The sequence below is a fragment of the Nocardia sp. CY41 genome, from assembly GCF_009829325.1.
Taxonomy (GTDB): Bacteria; Actinomycetota; Actinomycetes; order Mycobacteriales; family Mycobacteriaceae; genus Nocardia.
The window spans coordinates 105,577-121,679 of sequence record NZ_VUOS01000022.1 but is presented as its reverse complement, the minus strand read 5'-3'; the positions used below and the strand labels follow the sequence as shown (position 1 = coordinate 121,679).

Genomic DNA, 16,103 nt, shown 5'->3' with positions numbered 1-16,103 from the left:
GCCCCGCTGCTCGAAGTCGAGGACATGGTCGTCAACTACGGCAGAATCCAGGCGCTGCACGGGATTTCGCTGACCGTCGCCGAGGGCGAGCTGGTCACCCTGCTCGGCGCCAACGGCGCGGGCAAGACGACCACGATGCGTGCGATGTCCGGACTGCTGCCGCTGACCCGCGGCCGGATCATGTTCGAGGGCCGTGACATCACCCGGATGAAGGCGCACGAGCGGGTGACGCACGGGCTGATCCAGGCGCCGGAGGGCCGGGGCGTGTTCCCCGGCATGACGGTGCAGGAGAACCTCGACATGGGCTGCTACGGACGGGGTTTCCAGCAGAAGGCCGAGTACGAGCGGACGCTGGAGTGGGTCTTCGAGCTCTTCCCCCGGTTGCTGGAGCGACGCAAGCAGGTCGGCGGCACGCTGTCCGGCGGTGAGCAGCAGATGCTCGCCATCGCCCGCGCGCTGATGGCGCGGCCGCGGCTGCTGCTGCTCGACGAGCCATCGATGGGGTTGGCGCCCATGGTGATCCAGCAGATCTTCCGGATCATCGGCGAGATCAACCGGCAGGGCACCACGGTGCTGCTGGTGGAGCAGAACGCCCAGCAGGCGCTGGCCCGCAGCGACCGCGCCTACATCATGGAAACCGGGGAGGTCACCAAAACCGGTCGCGGCGCGGAACTGCTCACCGATCCCGCGGTGAAGTCGGCGTATCTCGGCGTGGGTTAGGCGGCTTCGGTCCGCGGGCGTGTCTGCTCCGGTGCCGCGCGGCCCGGCTCGAGGCATGATCGTGACCATGGATGGTCACGACGAGCTGATGAGCCTGGCCGAGCGGTACTGGGACGCGGTGCTCGAGGCGGCGCCGAGCGAGGCGACCTTGCTCGGCGACCGCCGCTTCGACGATCGGATCGAGGATCTGTCCGTCGACGCCGAGCAGCGGTTGCTGTCGACCTGGCGCGAGCTGCTGCGCGCGGTGGACGCGCTCGACGCGGAGCGATTGAGCCCGGCCGACCGCATCACCCGCAGCTTGTTGCGCACCGAGTTGAGCGGCGCGGTGGAGCACTTGGAATGGCGGCCGGTGGAACTGGCCTCCGATCAGATGAACGGCGTGCACGCGGGAGTGCTGATGGTCGCGCCGCAGACGAACGCGCCGCAGCCGCAGCACGCGCTGGCGCTGGTGCGTCGCTACCGGCAGTTCGGCGACATGCTCGGCCAGGCCGTGGAACGCTTCCGGGCCGGACTCGCCGCGGGCCGCCCGCCGGCGCGGATCACCATCGAACGCTCGCTCAACCAGTTGGACGGCTACTTGGACTCGGACATCGCCGCCGACCCCTTCGTCACCTTCCCCGGGCCGGAGGGCTGGGACGGTGAGGCCGCGTGGCGCGCCGAATTGGCCGACGTGGCGCGGGATGTCATCCGGCCCGCGTTCCAGGTCTACCGCGACGCGCTCTACGACGAACTGCTGCCCGCCGCCCGTCCCGACGACCGGCCTGGTCTGTGCTGGCTCGGCGCCGACGGCGAGGACATCTACCGACGGCTGCTGCGCCATCACACGACGCTGCCCGAGCTCGGCGCCGACGAGATCCACGACCTGGGTCTCGGGGAACTGGCGAAGCTGCGCGAGGAATACGCGACGGTGGGCGCGCGCCTGTTCGGCACCGCCGATCTCGGCGAGATCTTCGCCCGGCTGCGCGAGGACCCCGCGCTGTGCTACGACGACGCCGAGCAGATCATGTTCGACGCCCGCCGGGCGCTGGCCCTGGCCACCGCCGAGATGGGGAACTGGTTCGGGCGCCTGCCGAAGGAGTCCTGCGACATCGTGCCGGTGCCCGAGTTCCTGGCCGCCGATTCGCCTGCGGCGTATTACTTCCCGCCCGCCGCCGACGGTTCCCGGCCGGGCACGTATTTCGTCAACCAGCACCATCCCACCGGCCGCGGCCGCTTCGAGACCGCGTCGGTGGCCTATCACGAGGCGATTCCCGGCCACCATCTGCAGCTGACCATCGCCAACGAGCTCGACCACTTGCCGCGCTTCCAGCGCCAGTCCTTCGCCAACACCGCCTTCGTCGAGGGATGGGCGCTCTACACCGAGCGGCTGGCCGACGAGATGGGTTTGTACGAGGACGATCTCGGCCGGCTCGGCATGCTGGCCGGGGACTCCTGGCGCTCCTGCCGCCTGGTGGTCGACACCGGCCTGCACGCGAAGGGATGGAGCAGGCAGCAGGCGATCGACTTCATGGTGGCCAACGCGCCGGTCGGCCTGGCCGAGATCACCGTGGAGGTGGACCGTTACATCGCGATGCCGGGCCAGGCGGTCGCCTACAAGATCGGTCAGCTGGAGATCATGCGCCAACGGGTCGCGACCACCGAGCGGCTCGGCGCGGCCTTCGACATCAAGGCCTTCCACGACGTGGTGCTCGGTTCCGGGTCGGTGAGCCTGCCCGTGTTGCGGGAACTGGTCGCCACGCTCTGACGCCGAGGGCGCGGCGGACATCCGCGCCCCACGAACCCGAGCACTGGTACCCGGCGGCGCGCGGCTGCCGGGTGTCGGCGTATCGCCGTGTCGGTGCCGGTCCCTAGACTCTGGGACGTGAGTTCACCCACGACCGCTCCCCGTCCTGCCCCCGCGTCCGGCTCCGGCGATCCCGGCTCGGGAGCCCGGCCGACGCTGCTGCTGCTGGACGGGCATTCGATCGCCTATCGCGCGTTCTTCGCGCTACCGGCGGAGAATTTCAAGACGGTCACCGGGCAGACCACGAACGCGGTGTACGGCTTCACCGCGATGCTGATCAACCTGCTGCGCGACGAGAAGCCGACGCATGTGGCCGCGGCGTTCGACGTCTCGCGCCAGACCTTCCGCGCCGAGGCGTACCCGGAGTACAAGGCCAACCGCACCACGACGCCGGACGAGTTCCGCGGCCAGGTAGAACTCACCAAGGACGTGCTGGGCGCCCTGGGCATCCCGGTGATGGCGATCGACGGCTTCGAGGCCGACGACATCATCGCCACGCTCACCACGCAGGCGACGGCCGCGGGTTTCCGCGTGCTCATCGTCACCGGCGACCGGGACTCGATCCAGTTGGTCGACGAGAACGTCACGGTGTTGTACCCGCGCAAGGGCGTCTCCGACCTCACCCGGTTCACGCCGGAGGAAGTGATGGCCAAATACGGCCTCACCCCGAACCAGTACCCCGACTACGCGGCGCTGCGCGGCGATCCCAGCGACAACCTGCCCGGTATCCCGGGTGTGGGGGAGAAGACCGCCGCCAAGTGGATCCGCGAGTACGGCGACCTGAACACCCTGGTGGAGAAGGTCGACCAGGTCAAGGGCAAGGTCGGCGACGCGCTGCGGGCGAACCTGAGCAGCGTGGTGCTCAACCGGCAACTCACCGAGCTGATGCGGGAGGTGCCGTTGCCCTACACCCCCGATCAGCTGGCGCAGGGGCCGTGGGATCGCGAGAAGATCCATCAGCTGTTCGACGATCTCGAGTTCCGCGTGCTGCGCGACCGGCTGTTCGAGACGCTGGCTCCGCCGGAGCCGGAGGCGGAGGCCGGTTTCGAGATCAGCGGCGGCGCGCTGGAGATCGGCGCGGTCGCGGGCTGGCTGGCCGAGCACGCGAAAGCCGGTGTACGCCACGGTGTCTCGATCGTCGGCACGGGTTCTCCGGCCGGTGGCGACGTGCGCGCGCTCGCCATCGCGGCGGGCGACGGCGAGAGCGGTTACATCGACGTCACGGTGCTCACCCCGGAGGACGAGGCCGCGCTGGGGGCCTGGCTCGCCGACCCGGCGGTGCCGAAGGCGCTGCACGAGGCCAAGGCCGCGCTGCACGCCCTGCGCGGTCGCGGCTGGACCCTCGGCGGGCTGACCAGCGACACCGCGCTGGCGGCGTATCTGGTCCGTCCCGGCCAGCGCACGTTCAACCTCGATGACTTGTCGCTGCGCTACCTGCACCGGGAACTGCGCGCCGAGGTCGGTGAGACCCCGCAGCTGTCGCTGCTCGACGACGAGGACGCGGTCGACGCCGAACTCGCACGGGCGCAGATGCTGCGCGCGCGTGCGGTCGCGGACCTGGCCGACGCGCTCGACGGAGAACTGGCCCGGATCGAGTCCACCCCGCTGCTGGCGGACATGGAGCTGCCGCTGCTCGGCGTGCTGTCCACCTTGGAGGAGGCGGGCATCGCGGTGGACACCGACCAGCTGGCGACGCTGCAGCGCCAGTTCGCCGACCGGGTCGCCGAGGCGGCCGAGGCGGCCTACGACGTGATCGGCAAGCAGATCAATCTGGGCTCGCCCAAGCAGTTGCAGGTGGTGCTGTTCGACGAACTGGACATGCCGAAGACCAAGCGCACCAAGACCGGCTACACCACCGACGCGGACGCGCTCGAGTCGCTGTACGAGAAGACCCAGCACGCGTTCCTGGAGCATCTGCTCGCGCATCGGGACGCCACCCGACTGAAGGTCACCGTCGACGGCCTGCTCAAGTGCGTCGCCGAGGACGGCCGCATCCACACCACGTTCAACCAGACGATCGCGGCCACCGGCCGGTTGTCCTCCACCGAACCGAACCTGCAGAACATCCCGATCCGCACCGACACCGGCAGGCAGATCCGCGACACCTTCGTCGTCGGCGCCGGCTACCAGTCGCTGATGACCGCGGACTACAGCCAGATCGAGATGCGGATCATGGCGCATCTGTCCGGGGACGAGGGGCTGATCGAGGCGTTCAACTCGGGCGAGGATCTGCACAGCTTCGTGGCGTCGAAGGCGTTCGACATCCCGATCTCCGAGGTCAGCCCGGAGATGCGCCGCCGGATCAAGGCGATGTCCTACGGCTTGGCCTACGGGTTGAGTTCCTACGGTCTGTCCGCGCAGTTGAAGATCAGCACGGCCGAGGCGAAGGAACAGATGGAGGTCTACTTCGCCCGTTTCGGCGGCATCCGGGACTATCTGTACGAGGTGGTGGAGCAGGCGCGCAAGGTGGGTTACACCCAGACGCTGTTCGGCCGCCGCCGCTACCTGCCCGATCTGGACTCCAGCAACCGGCAGCGCCGGGAGGCGGCCGAGCGGATGGCGCTCAACGCCCCGATCCAGGGCACCGCGGCCGACATCATCAAGGTGGCGATGATCAACGTGCATCGCGCGATGCGCGAGGCCGGTCTGCGCTCCAGGATGCTGTTGCAGATCCACGACGAACTGTTGTTCGAGGTCGCCGAGGGGGAACGGGAGGCGCTCGAGGCGCTGGCGCGCGAGCAGATGTCCGCGGCGATCGCCTTGTCGGTGCCGCTGGAGGTCTCGGTCGGCGTGGGCCACAGCTGGGATTCCGCCGCGCACTGACCGGCGCGACGCAGGAGGACATGCCGGGCCCGACCGCACGGGCCCGGCATCCGGCATCCCGAGAGCTATCATCGGGCCGCCGCGTGCAAGTAAACGAATCACGGTGAACGGGACGGATGACCCGTGCCGCGCGGCGACCTACCGTGGGGCTGGTCATACATAGGGATTCACGCATACCGAGCTCAGGGATGGCCCATGACTGTCACCGATGAGTACTTGCAGAACAACGCGGCTTATGCGAGCACCTTCCAGGGCCCGCTGCCGCTGCCGCCCGCCAAGGGCGTGGCCGTGGTCGCGTGCATGGACGCGCGGCTCAACGTGTACGGCGCGCTCGGCCTCGCCGAGGGCGAGGCGCACGTCATCCGCAACGCGGGCGGCGTGGTCACCGCCGACGAGATCCGCTCGCTGGCCATCAGCCAGCGGCTGCTCGGGACGAGGGAGATCATCCTGATCCATCACACCGATTGCGGCATGCTCACCTTCACCGACGACGACTTCAAGGCGAGCATCCAGCGGGAGACGGGGATCAAGCCCGAGTGGGCGGCGGAGGCGTTCTCGGACCTGGAAACCGATGTGCGCCAATCGATCGCGCGGATCGTCGCCAGCCCGTTCGTGCCGCACAAGGACTCGATCCGCGGTTTCGTCTTCGACGTGGCCACCGGCAAGCTCAACGAGGTCCTTCCGCAATAGGAAGGCGAGAAGCACTGCTACGCAGCGGGATCCGGGTGTAATCGCCTGGATCCCACTGCGTCGTGGCGTTTCACGAAGGACGGCGCGTGACCAGGCGCGCAGAGCCGGCGGTGAGATCCACCTCGTCACGGGGCGGCGCGCCGTCGGAGGGATCCTCTCGGTGCATCAGCGCCGTCATCCGCTGCTCGAACTCGTGGTGTTTGCCGCCCTGGAAAACTGCTGTGACCTCCTCGAAGCCCGCGGCCGCCACCGGATGGCCGGACCGTGTGCGGTTCCAGGGCAGCGCGCGGGCGCCGGTGATCTTGTTCCAGGCCACTTCGGCGAAGGCGAACAGGATGAGCAGGACGGCCAGGCCCGGGATGGTCATGGCCACGAGGAGACCCATGTCACCGACGCTAGCCTCCGCGCGGCCGCACCGCCCTGAACTGCGCGAACAGTACTCGTCAGTAGACAAATCGGGCATCGAATGTGGTTGCTATTGCGTCGTGATGTCCCTATCCTCGATGCCGTGCCGAATCCCGCCGACCGCCGCAGCGCAGCGCTCCTTGTCGCAGACCGCGACAGCGCTCTGCTTTCGGCGTCGCTCACCGGGCCCTCCGTGGCTGCGCAGGCTACCGCCTCCGAGCCCGAGGTTCGCGCCGAGCTACTTCCGCTCACCGCGATGGTGGCGCCGCGTCCCCGCGCTCTCGTAGTACCCCGCCGTAGCGGGGTCTGATCCGGGCCGGCCCCCTCGCTGCGGGCTTTTCCACTTGTTAGTGCTGGTCCCCTCTGTCAACTGAGCCACGACATACTTCGGGAAGACCTACTTTCAATGACCATCCTGACTCTTGATACAGACATGTTCCACGCCGCCGCTCCCAAGGGCCTACGCGCCGAAGCCGCCGGGCTGACCTCGGCGGAGTTCCACAGCCGTTACTGCGCGCACGGCGGTCCGATCCGCCTCGGCGAATGGTCGCCCGCGGGCGCCGGAACCGCGGCGTTCACCGCCACGCTGGAATTCGCCGGTCACCTGCGCACCGTGGTCGCCACGGGCAACCCCGTCGCGGCGATGACGTCGGCTCTGTACGACGAGGGTTACCCCGTCGAGATCCTGCAATTCCATCAGCGGCGCACCGCGGACGGCACCGCCACCTTCGTGCAGTGCGAATGCAACGGCAGGCGCGGCTGGGGGGCGGCGATCGCCGATGACGGCGCCGAGTCGACGGTCCGCGCCATGATCGCGGGCGTCAACCTGCTCGGCGCGTCCTGAATCGAGCACCGAGCCGCGGGGCGGCAGCACGCCGTCCCGCGCGTCGTGTCGGCAGACCCCGGACGCACAGCCCCCGGACACGGACTGCCGCTTGCGCGTGTCCGTCTCCGGGTCCGAACAAAACTCGTTGCGGCGCAGTGTCTCACCGCGCCGCGCGCACTACTGTCCGGCCTGCTGCTGCTCGGCGAGCTGCTTGCGCACCTCGTCCATATCCAGCGCCTTGACCTGGGTCACCAGATCCTCGAGCGCCGCGGGCGGCAGCGCGCCGGGCTGGGCGAACACCAGCACACCTTCCCGGAACGCCATGATGGTCGGGATGGAGCGGATGTTGGCAGCCGCCGCGAGGCCCTGCTCGGATTCGGTGTCGACCTTTCCGTGCACCACGTCGGGGTGCTTGTCGGAGGAGGCCTCGAAAGTCGGTGCGAAGCTCTTGCACGGACCGCACCAATCGGCCCAGAAGTCGACGAGTACCACGTCGTTTCCGGTGACGATCTCATCGAAATTGTGCTGGGTCAGCGTCTGGGTGGCCATGACGTCCTCTCGTTTCGGTGTGCCCGCTATAACGCGAGCTTCGTCGGTTATCTTCCACGGCGGATCCGGCCGACCGGCCACTCGCGCCGCTGATCCCCGTCCCATCGACGGATACCCAGCACCGTCGCCGGAAAATCCCGGTCCCGCGCGACGGCGTGGATGGCCTCGCCGAGCTGGTGCGGTGCCAGCCGCCTGGCCAGGGTGATGTGCGGGGTCCACGCGTCCGGGTGCACGTTGGCCGGAACGCCGGGGCACGGGGAGATCGTGTGGAATATCCGGCGGTGCAGCGCGAGCAGCGCCTCGGACGGGACCACCAGTCGTACCAGGATGGGACGGCGCGCCCCGAAGACCACCAGGCCACCCAGACGCACCGGGATCGGCGCGAAGGCCTGCTCGTCCAGCGCCTGCTCGATGCGCGGCCAGATCTGCCTGGCCACGGCGGCGGTGATGTGCGGGCGGTTGGACTCGTCGGTGCGCGCGGCGAGGCTCCGCACGCCTGCCTCCGCGAGCATCTGCCATTGCCGGCGGATCTCCGTGTCGGCGGCCTCGTCGAGAAGTAGTTCGACCGACTGCACCATGGTCCACCGAAGGTAACCGCAACCGGCGTGTCCGCGGGCCGGTTCCGGCGGCCGGGCCCCTCGGCGGGAGGATGTCCCGGTGAACGACGCGAATCGACCCCGGACGACGCGGGCATTGCGGCTCGGCCTGATCGACGGCGACGGCATCGGCCCGGAGGTGGTGCGAGCCGCCAGGCAAGTGGTCGACGAGGCGCTGTCGGCCGCGGGAGCACCGCCGGTGGAGTGGGTGCCGTTGGTGATGGGGCACCGCGCCATCGCCGAGTTCGGCACCCCGCTGCCCGAACGGACACTGGAGGAGCTGTCCGGGGTGGACGCCTGGATTCTCGGTCCGCACGACAACGCGTCCTATCCGGCCGAACACCGCGTCGCGCCGGGCGGCGTGATCCGCAAGCATTTCGACCTCTACGCCAACATCCGTCCCGCACGGGCCTTCGCGGGCGTGCACGCGGCGGCGCCGGACATCGATCTGGTGATCGTCCGCGAGAACAGCGAAGGGTTCTACGCCGACCGCAACATGTTCGCGGGCTCGGGCGAGTTCCGGCCGACGCCGGATATCGCGATGTCGGTCGGGCTGGTGACCAGGGCCGCCTGCGAACGGATCGCCCACGAGGCGTTCCGGCTGGCCGCGACCCGGCGCAAGCGGGTGACCATCGTGCACAAAGCCAATGTCCTGCCGCTGACGATGGGGCTGTTCCGGGATGTCTGCCACGAGGTCGGCCTGGCGTATCCGGGAGTCGAGGTGGAGGACGAACACGTCGACGCGGCGGCCGCCCACCTGGTCCGCGCGGCCGCCGATTACGACGTGCTGGTCACCGAGAACCTGTTCGGCGACATCCTGTCCGACCTGGCCGGGGAGTTGAGCGGCTCGCTCGGGCTGGCCGCATCGCTCAACTGCTCGGCCACCACGGCGATGGCCCAGGCGGTGCACGGCGCCGCGCCTGCGCTGGCCGGGCACAACCGGGCCAACCCGGCGGCGCTGCAGCTGTCGGCGGCGATGCTGCTGCGCTGGCTGGCGACTCGGGACGCCGAGGTCACCTTCGCGCGGGCGGGTGAGCGGATCGAGCGGGCCGTCGCCGCGACCTTCGCGGCCGGAATCGCCACCGCCGACCTCGGCGGACAGGCCTCCACCAGTGAATTCACCGAGCAGGTGTGCGCCAGGGTGCATCGCAGGTAGACCCGCGGTGCCGCCTCCCGCCGCTCGACCAGGCAGCGGAGTTCCGCCCAGGGCCGGGGTAGGGTGTCCCGCCGATGCGCCCGGCACGGGTTCGCGCAAGGAGTTCGTGTTGCTGTTGCATTACTGTCCAGCGCGGAGCGGCCCGGTCGCTTAGATTGCCAAACGGGTGATGACGCCCGGGTTGCGTGGAGCCAAATGTGGAGGGCTGCTGTGTCTGATCGTTCGTTTCTCGGCAGGCGCACCCTGCGAGTCACCTTGGGTGCGCTCGCCGCGGGCGCGCTGGTGCTGACCGGGTGTACCAATACCGAGGAGACCGGCCCCTCGGTGGCCAAGGTGCAGGTGGACAAGGTCGACGAGATCGCTGCCCAGCTCCCCGACAAGATCAAGCAGTCCGGCCGACTCGTCGTCGGCGTGAACATCCCCTACCAGCCGAACGAGTACAAGGACGCGAGCGGCCGGATCGTCGGCTTCGATGTGGACCTGATGGACGCGGTCGCCTCCGTGCTCGGCGTGAAGGCCGAATACGTCGAGTCCGCGTTCGAGAAGATCATCCCCTCGATCCAGGCCGGTACCTACGACGTGGGCATGTCGTCGATCACCGACTCCAAGGAACGCGAGCAGCAGGTCGACTTCACCACCTACTTCAACGCGGGCGTCCAGTGGGCCCAGCAGAAGGGCAAGCCGATCGACCCGGAGAACGCCTGCGGCAAGAAGGTCGCCGTGCAGGCCACGACCGTGGAGCACACCGACGAGGTGCCCGCCAAGAGCGCCAAGTGCGTCGCCGAGGGCAAGCCCGCCATCGACATCAAGCCGTTCGACGAACAGAGCGCCGCGACCAACGCGCTGGTGCTCGGACAGGTCGACGCGATGTCGGCCGACTCCCCGGTGACGGCGTACGCGATCAAGCAGAGCAACGGCAAGATCGAGACCGCGGGCCCGGTGTTCGACTCCGCGCCCTACGGCTGGGCGGTGCCCAAGGGCGCGCCGCTGGCCGCCGTGCTGCAGAAGGCGGTCCAGCACCTGATGGACAACGGCCAATACCTCGAGATCACGAAGAATTGGGGCGTCCAGGAAGGCGCCATCGGCAAGTCGGTCGTCAACGGCGCCGTGAGCTGAGCGATGGTGGACAACGACACTCGGCCTGCGTCCGGCGATCCCGGGCCCGGCGGAGCGGACTCGACGCGCGAGCCGGAGCCGATCAAAGCGGTTCCGCTGCGCAGGCCGGGCCGTTGGATAGCGGCGGCGGTGATCCTGGTCCTGGTGGCGCTGTTCGTTTACGGCGCCGCCACGAACCCGGCGTATCGCTGGGACACCTATGGGAAGTACCTCTTCGACACCCGGATCCTGGCAGGCGCCGTCGTCACGCTCGAACTGACCGTGTGCGCGATGGCGATCGCGGTCGCGCTCGGGACGACGCTCGCGGTGATGCGGCTGTCGCCGAATCCGGTGCTGCGCGCCACATCGTGGGTGTATCTCTGGGTCTTCCGCGGTACCCCGGTGTTCGTGCAGCTGGTGTTCTGGGGCCTGGTCCCGTCGCTGTACAGCAAGATCCAGCTCGGCGTTCCGTTCGGGCCGCAGTTCTTCCATCTCGACGTGCAGCAGCTGCAGGCCGCGTTCGCCTTCGCCGTGCTCGGACTCGGCCTCAACGAGGCCGCCTACATGGCCGAGATCGTGCGCGCCGGAATCAACTCCGTCGGTGAGGGACAGCGGGAGGCGTCGTTCGCGCTCGGCATGTCCTGGATCCAGACCATGCGCCGCACCGTGCTGCCGCAGGCCATGCGCGTGATCATCCCACCGACCGGCAATGAGCTCATCGGCATGCTGAAGACCACCTCGCTGGTCACCGGCATCCCGCTGAGCACCGATCTGTTCGGCCGGGCGCGCGACATCTACGGCGTCAACTTCCAGCCCATTCCGCTGTTGCTGGTCGCCGCCACCTGGTACCTGGCGATCACGAGCGTGCTGATGATCGGGCAGTACTACTTGGAGCGCTATTACTCGCGCGGCGTCTCCCGCCGGCTGACCGCCAAGCAGCTGCAGGAACTCGCCGACGCCCAGCAGGGGGATAAGGCGAAATGAGCGTGGACGTGGTGAAGACCGCCGCCGCTCCGATGATCGTCGCGGATCGCGTGTGCAAGAACTTCGGGGCGCTGCAGGTGCTCAAGGGCGTGTCCCTGGAAGTGGGCCGCGGCGAGGTGCTGTGCCTGATCGGGCCGTCCGGCTCCGGTAAGTCGACCTTCCTGCGCTGCATCAATCACCTGGAACAGGTGAACGCGGGCCGGCTGTACGTGGACGGCGAGATCGTGGGCTACCGGGAGAAGAACGGCAAGCTCTACGAGATGCACCCGCGCGACGCGGCCAAGCAGCGCCGCGAGATCGGCATGGTGTTCCAGCACTTCAACCTGTTCCCGCACCGGACGGCGCTGGAGAACATCATCGAGGCGCCCACCCAGGTCAAAAAGGTACGCAAGGCGGATGCGGTGACCAGAGCCAGGGAACTGCTGGATCGCGTCGGCCTGTCGGACAAGGCGAACGCCTACCCGGCGCAGCTGTCCGGCGGTCAGCAGCAGCGCGTGGCGATCGCCCGCGCGCTGGCCATGGACCCGAAGCTCATGTTGTTCGACGAGCCGACCTCCGCGCTGGACCCGGAGCTGGTCGGAGAGGTGCTGACGGTCATGCGGGAACTCGCCCGATCGGGCATGACGATGGTGGTGGTGACCCACGAGATGGGGTTCGCCCGCGAGGTCGCCGACCAGCTGGTGTTCATGGACGGCGGTGTGGTGGTCGAGGCGGGAGCGCCGCGGCAGCTGCTGGCCGATCCACGGCACGAGCGCACCAAAGCGTTTCTGTCTCGACTGCTCTGATCCGGGCCGACGATCCTTCCGCAGACAGTCCAGCCGACGGTGGCGACGAACCGTCGGCTGGACCGGGCCTGTGATCCGCGCCACCTGGGCCGAGGTGCCCGCTCCTGTGCGCGGTACGGCGCGGGCAACCGCAGGGTCGGTGCTGTATGGCCGCGTGAGCAGCAGCTCGGTCGCGCCGCCCGGGCAGGCGGTCGCTGGGCTCAGGTATCGGCGCGCAGAGCGAGACGCAACTGCCCGAGCAGCACCTTGGCCGCCGGGCTCGCGGGGCGGTCGGTGCGCCAGGCCAGCGCGAGTCGCCCACGCGGTTCCGGCTCGACGACGCGGATGGTCCGCACCCCGAAGGCCGCGGCCTCCGCGGCGGTGAGCTCGGGCACGACGGCGACGCCGAGACCGCGGGCCGCCAGGCGCAGCAGCAACGCGGGCGCCGCCGCCTCGTAAGCGACGGTGGGCTCGAATCCGGCCGCGGCGCAGGCTCGCTCGAAGACGCCGCGGATGCCGGTGCCCGGCGTCAGGCAGATCAGCGGACGATCGCGCAGCGCGGTGAGCGGCAACTCGGGACCGCAGCCGGGATCCGTCGCCGCGATCGCGGCCACCAGCGCGGTCTCCAGCACTACTTCGATGCCGATGGCAGGATCGAGCTCCGCGCCGGTCAGCCCGATCAGGGCTACGTCCAGTTCACCCCGGCCGAGGGCGGCGAGCATCCGCTCCGAGGTGTCCTCGGTGAGGCTGATGCCGACCTGCGGGTGGTCGTGATGGAAGTCCGCGAGCACGGCGGCGACGTCGAACTCCTCGACGGCCGCTCCCGAGATGAGGCCCATCCGGACTTGACCCCGCAGCAAGCCGGTGAACTCGTCCACCGTGTGAGTGACTCGCTCGGCGGCGGCCAGCGCCGCTCGCGCGTGCGGTAGGACGGCGGCGCCGACTTCGGTCAGGGTGACGCTGCGCCCGCCGCGGTCGAGCAGGGGATGGCCGAGTTCGCGCTCCAATTGGCGGATTTGGGCGCTGAGCCCTGGCTGAGCCAAGTGCAGCCGTGCTGCGGCGCGGGTGAAGCTTCCCTCCTGCGCGACGGTGACGAAGTAGCGCAGCTGGCGCAATTCCATAACTGAGCATTATAGAAGGAAGAAGAACTATCTGTTTTACTTCTCCGCGTTGGCGGAGCAGGGTCGAAGCATGGGAAACAACGCCGCACAGACCACGGAAAAACTCGACGTCTTCACCGGTCCGGTGTTCCGCCCCGGTGACGAGGGCTACGACGCGGAGATCGCCGGCTTCCAAACCGCCTATACGCATCGGCCCGCGCTGGTCGTCGGGGCTGTACACGCCGAGGACGTACGGGCCGCCGTGGAGTACGCCGGGCGCCACGATCTGCCGATCGCCGTGCAGGCCACCGGCCACGGGCTGTCCGTCGCCACCGACGGTGGGCTGCTGATCAGCACCCGGCGGATGACGGGCATCCGGATCGACCCGGCCCGCCGGACCGCGTACGTCGGCGCGGGAGTCCGCGCCGGCGCGCTGGTCGAGGCGGCGGCCGAGCACGGCTTGGCGCCGCTGAACGGGTCGTCACCGTCGGTGGGCGTGGTGGGCTATCTGCTCGGCGGCGGCGTCGGCCTGCTGGCGCGCCGGTTCGGCTACGCGGCCGAGCATGTCCGGACGATCGAACTGGTCACCGCCGACGGCCGGGTGCGCACTCTCACACCCGGGGACGAGCTGTTCGGCGCCGCACTCGGCAGCGGCGGCAACTTCGGCGTCGTGACGGCGCTGGAGGTCGGTCTGGTCCCGGTGACGACGGTGTACGGCGGACAGCTGCTCTTCGACACGCCGCTGGTCGAGCGGGCGCTGGAGGCGTGGCGGCGGTGGACCGCGACCGTGCCGGACGAAGTGACCTCGACGGTCACCATGCTGGCCTTCCCGGACATCCCGCAGGTGCCCGCGCCGCTGCGGGGACGGTACGTCGCCTCGGTCCGGATCGCGTACAACGGGCCCGCCGAGGAAGGCGAACGACTGGTCGCGCCGTTGCGGGCGGTCGGGGAACGCCTGAAGGACGACCTGCGCGCGATGCCGTACACCGAGTCGCACACCATTCACAGCGACCCCGACCACCCGCACGCCTACGCGGCCACCAACGCCCTGCTCGGCGAGTTCAGCGGGGAGATGGCCGCGGCCCTGCTTCGCGTCGCGGGCCCGGACTCCGGCGCCGGGGCCGTCGTCGACGTGCGTCATCTCGGTGGCGCGCTGGCCCGTACCGGCGACGCCGGGATCGCGGTGGACCATCGCGACGCGGGGTACATCGTGCGGATCATCACCGATCCGGCCGACACCGCGACCCGGGCGGGAATCCGGGCCGCGCTGACGCCGTGGACGCTCGGTCACAGCCTCAATTTCCTCTACGGCGCGGGCGACGAAGCGGACGAGGCGCAGACCCGCACGGGTTATCGGCCGGACACCTACGCCCGGCTGGCCGCGCTCAAGGCTCGGCACGATCCCCGCAATCTGTTCCGCTTCAACCGCAACATCCGGCCGGACGCCGGGTGATTCGCCGCCGCCGCGCCCTGGTCGGGCGCGGCGGCAGCATGCTATCTTCGTGATATCACTCTGATATTGGGAGGATGTCATGCAGTTTCGACCCGCGTTCCACGTCAACGGCTTCTTGGTGCTGCTGGGGTGGTTCGTGCTCACCGTCTTGTCCGGCGGCGGTGCGGTGCTCGGTTTCGTCGTGGGCGCTCGCGACGGCAACGCCCTCGCCGTGGGCGGCGCGGTGGCGGCGACCGTCGTGGTCGTCGTCCTGCTGCTGCTCGCGACGGGGCTGACGGTGGTGAACCCGAACGAAGCCAAGGTGGTCCAGTTCTTCGGCCGCTACATCGGCTCGGTGAGCGAGCCGGGCTTCTTCTCGGTGCTCCCGTTGACCGACCGCAAGAGCATCTCGCTGCGCGTGCGCAACTTCGAGACCCAGAAGTTGAAGGTCAACGACGCCGACGGCAACCCTGTGGAGATCGCGGCGGTGGTCGTCTACCGGGTGGTGGACAGCTTCAAAGCCGCCTTCGCCGTCGACGACTACGAGGAGTACGTCGAGACCCAGTCCGAAGCGGCCGTCCGGCACCTGGCCACGACGCACCCCTACGATGCGCACGAGGCCGAGACCACCAGCCTGCGCGACGGCGCCGAGGTGGCCGAGGAACTGACCGTCGAACTGCGGGAACGCACCGAGATGGCGGGTATCGAGGTGCTGGAGGCGCGGATCACCCACCTCGCGTACGCGCCCGAGATCGCCCAGGCGATGCTGGTGCGTCAGCAGGCCGCCCAGGTGGTGGCGGCGCGGACCAGGATCGTGGAAGGCGCGGTCGGAATGGTCGGCCTGGCGCTGGAGCGGCTCGCGCAGGAGGGCATGGTGCAGCTGGACGAGGAACGCAAGGCGGCGATGGTGTCGAATCTGCTCGTCGTCCTGTGCGGTGACCGCCCTACCCAGCCCGTCGTCAACGCCGGTTCGCTCTACTCCTGAGGCGGACTGCCCATGGCCGAGCGCAAGAAACTGCTGCTACGCCTGGACCCGGCCGTCCACGACGCCATCGCGAAGTGGGCGGCCGACGACCTGCGCAGTATCAACGCCCAGATCGAGTACGCGCTGCGTCTGGCGCTGGAGCAGGCGGGGCGCAAACCGAAGTCGCAGTGACACGACCTCGATACCGATCAGAGA

At 69.2% G+C, this 16,103-nt stretch carries 16 protein-coding genes; 12 read left to right on the top strand and 4 right to left on the bottom strand.

What is annotated here, in order from left to right:
• The first annotated feature begins 24 nt into the window (after nucleotides 1-24).
• From GVY64_RS38015 to GVY64_RS24445, 4 genes are all read left to right on the top strand, one after another.
• Nucleotides 25-720 (top strand): ABC transporter ATP-binding protein, encoded by a 696-nt coding sequence (locus GVY64_RS38015; protein WP_236567148.1) that lies wholly within the window; start codon nucleotides 25-27, stop codon nucleotides 718-720.
• Between the two features lie 67 nt (nucleotides 721-787).
• Entirely contained in the window at nucleotides 788-2,464 is a 1,677-nt protein-coding gene (locus GVY64_RS24455) for a DUF885 domain-containing protein (protein WP_236567129.1), read from the top strand.
• A gap of 117 nt (nucleotides 2,465-2,581) precedes the next feature.
• The gene (polA, locus tag GVY64_RS24450) at nucleotides 2,582-5,326 is read left to right on the top strand and encodes a DNA polymerase I (RefSeq protein ID WP_159845744.1); all 2,745 of its coding nucleotides are present in this window, start codon (nucleotides 2,582-2,584) and stop codon (nucleotides 5,324-5,326) included.
• A 195-nt stretch (nucleotides 5,327-5,521) separates the two neighbouring features.
• The gene (locus GVY64_RS24445) at nucleotides 5,522-6,016 is read left to right on the top strand and encodes a beta-class carbonic anhydrase (protein WP_159845741.1); all 495 of its coding nucleotides are present in this window, start codon (nucleotides 5,522-5,524) and stop codon (nucleotides 6,014-6,016) included.
• A gap of 70 nt (nucleotides 6,017-6,086) precedes the next feature.
• On the opposite strand, the gene GVY64_RS24440 is transcribed toward GVY64_RS24445, so the two are convergent.
• Nucleotides 6,087-6,401, bottom strand: a complete 315-nt coding sequence (locus GVY64_RS24440; protein ID WP_159845739.1) for a DUF6191 domain-containing protein — start codon at nucleotides 6,399-6,401, stop codon at nucleotides 6,087-6,089.
• Nucleotides 6,402-6,827: 426 nt separating this feature from the next.
• Here GVY64_RS24440 and GVY64_RS24435 point away from each other — a divergent pair, with 426 nt between their 5' ends.
• Nucleotides 6,828-7,265, top strand: coding sequence for an alpha-isopropylmalate synthase regulatory domain-containing protein (locus GVY64_RS24435; RefSeq protein WP_159845736.1), 438 nt, complete (start codon nucleotides 6,828-6,830; stop codon nucleotides 7,263-7,265).
• Between the two features lie 159 nt (nucleotides 7,266-7,424).
• On the opposite strand, the gene trxA is transcribed toward GVY64_RS24435, so the two are convergent.
• Nucleotides 7,425-7,796, bottom strand: a complete 372-nt coding sequence (gene trxA / locus GVY64_RS24430) for a thioredoxin (RefSeq protein ID WP_063022420.1) — start codon at nucleotides 7,794-7,796, stop codon at nucleotides 7,425-7,427.
• Between the two features lie 47 nt (nucleotides 7,797-7,843).
• Entirely contained in the window at nucleotides 7,844-8,374 is a 531-nt protein-coding gene (locus tag GVY64_RS24425) for a 2'-5' RNA ligase family protein (protein ID WP_159845733.1), read from the bottom strand.
• 79 nt (nucleotides 8,375-8,453) lie between these two features.
• Between GVY64_RS24425 and GVY64_RS24420 the strand changes: the two genes are divergently transcribed.
• From GVY64_RS24420 to GVY64_RS24405, 4 genes are all read left to right on the top strand, one after another.
• Complete coding sequence (locus tag GVY64_RS24420) at nucleotides 8,454-9,548, top strand: isocitrate/isopropylmalate dehydrogenase family protein (RefSeq protein WP_159845730.1); 1,095 nt, start codon at nucleotides 8,454-8,456, stop codon at nucleotides 9,546-9,548.
• A gap of 195 nt (nucleotides 9,549-9,743) precedes the next feature.
• Complete coding sequence (locus GVY64_RS24415; protein ID WP_159845727.1) at nucleotides 9,744-10,664, top strand: ABC transporter substrate-binding protein; 921 nt, start codon at nucleotides 9,744-9,746, stop codon at nucleotides 10,662-10,664.
• A 3-nt stretch (nucleotides 10,665-10,667) separates the two neighbouring features.
• On the top strand, nucleotides 10,668-11,627 hold the full coding sequence (locus GVY64_RS24410; RefSeq protein WP_159845724.1) for an amino acid ABC transporter permease: 960 nt from the start codon (nucleotides 10,668-10,670) through the stop codon (nucleotides 11,625-11,627).
• A 32-nt stretch (nucleotides 11,628-11,659) separates the two neighbouring features.
• Nucleotides 11,660-12,412, top strand: coding sequence for an amino acid ABC transporter ATP-binding protein (locus GVY64_RS24405; protein ID WP_159846009.1), 753 nt, complete (start codon nucleotides 11,660-11,662; stop codon nucleotides 12,410-12,412).
• A gap of 200 nt (nucleotides 12,413-12,612) precedes the next feature.
• Here the strand turns inward: GVY64_RS24405 and GVY64_RS24400 are convergent, their stop codons facing one another.
• Nucleotides 12,613-13,512 carry a LysR family transcriptional regulator gene (locus tag GVY64_RS24400; protein ID WP_159845721.1) on the bottom strand — a complete coding sequence of 300 codons (900 nt, stop codon included), beginning with the start codon at nucleotides 13,510-13,512 and terminating at the stop codon, nucleotides 12,613-12,615.
• Nucleotides 13,513-13,582: 70 nt separating this feature from the next.
• Between GVY64_RS24400 and GVY64_RS24395 the strand changes: the two genes are divergently transcribed.
• The 3 genes from GVY64_RS24395 (at nucleotide 13,583) to GVY64_RS37320 (ending at nucleotide 16,079) form a co-directional block, all read left to right on the top strand.
• Nucleotides 13,583-14,944 carry an FAD-binding oxidoreductase gene (locus GVY64_RS24395; RefSeq protein WP_159845718.1) on the top strand — a complete coding sequence of 454 codons (1,362 nt, stop codon included), beginning with the start codon at nucleotides 13,583-13,585 and terminating at the stop codon, nucleotides 14,942-14,944.
• 79 nt (nucleotides 14,945-15,023) lie between these two features.
• Nucleotides 15,024-15,908: an SPFH domain-containing protein gene (locus GVY64_RS24390; RefSeq protein ID WP_159845715.1), complete on the top strand. Its 885-nt coding sequence runs from the start codon at nucleotides 15,024-15,026 to the stop codon at nucleotides 15,906-15,908.
• A gap of 12 nt (nucleotides 15,909-15,920) precedes the next feature.
• Nucleotides 15,921-16,079 carry a toxin-antitoxin system HicB family antitoxin gene (locus tag GVY64_RS37320; RefSeq protein WP_168434213.1) on the top strand — a complete coding sequence of 53 codons (159 nt, stop codon included), beginning with the start codon at nucleotides 15,921-15,923 and terminating at the stop codon, nucleotides 16,077-16,079.
• The last annotated feature ends 24 nt before the right edge of the window (nucleotides 16,080-16,103 follow it).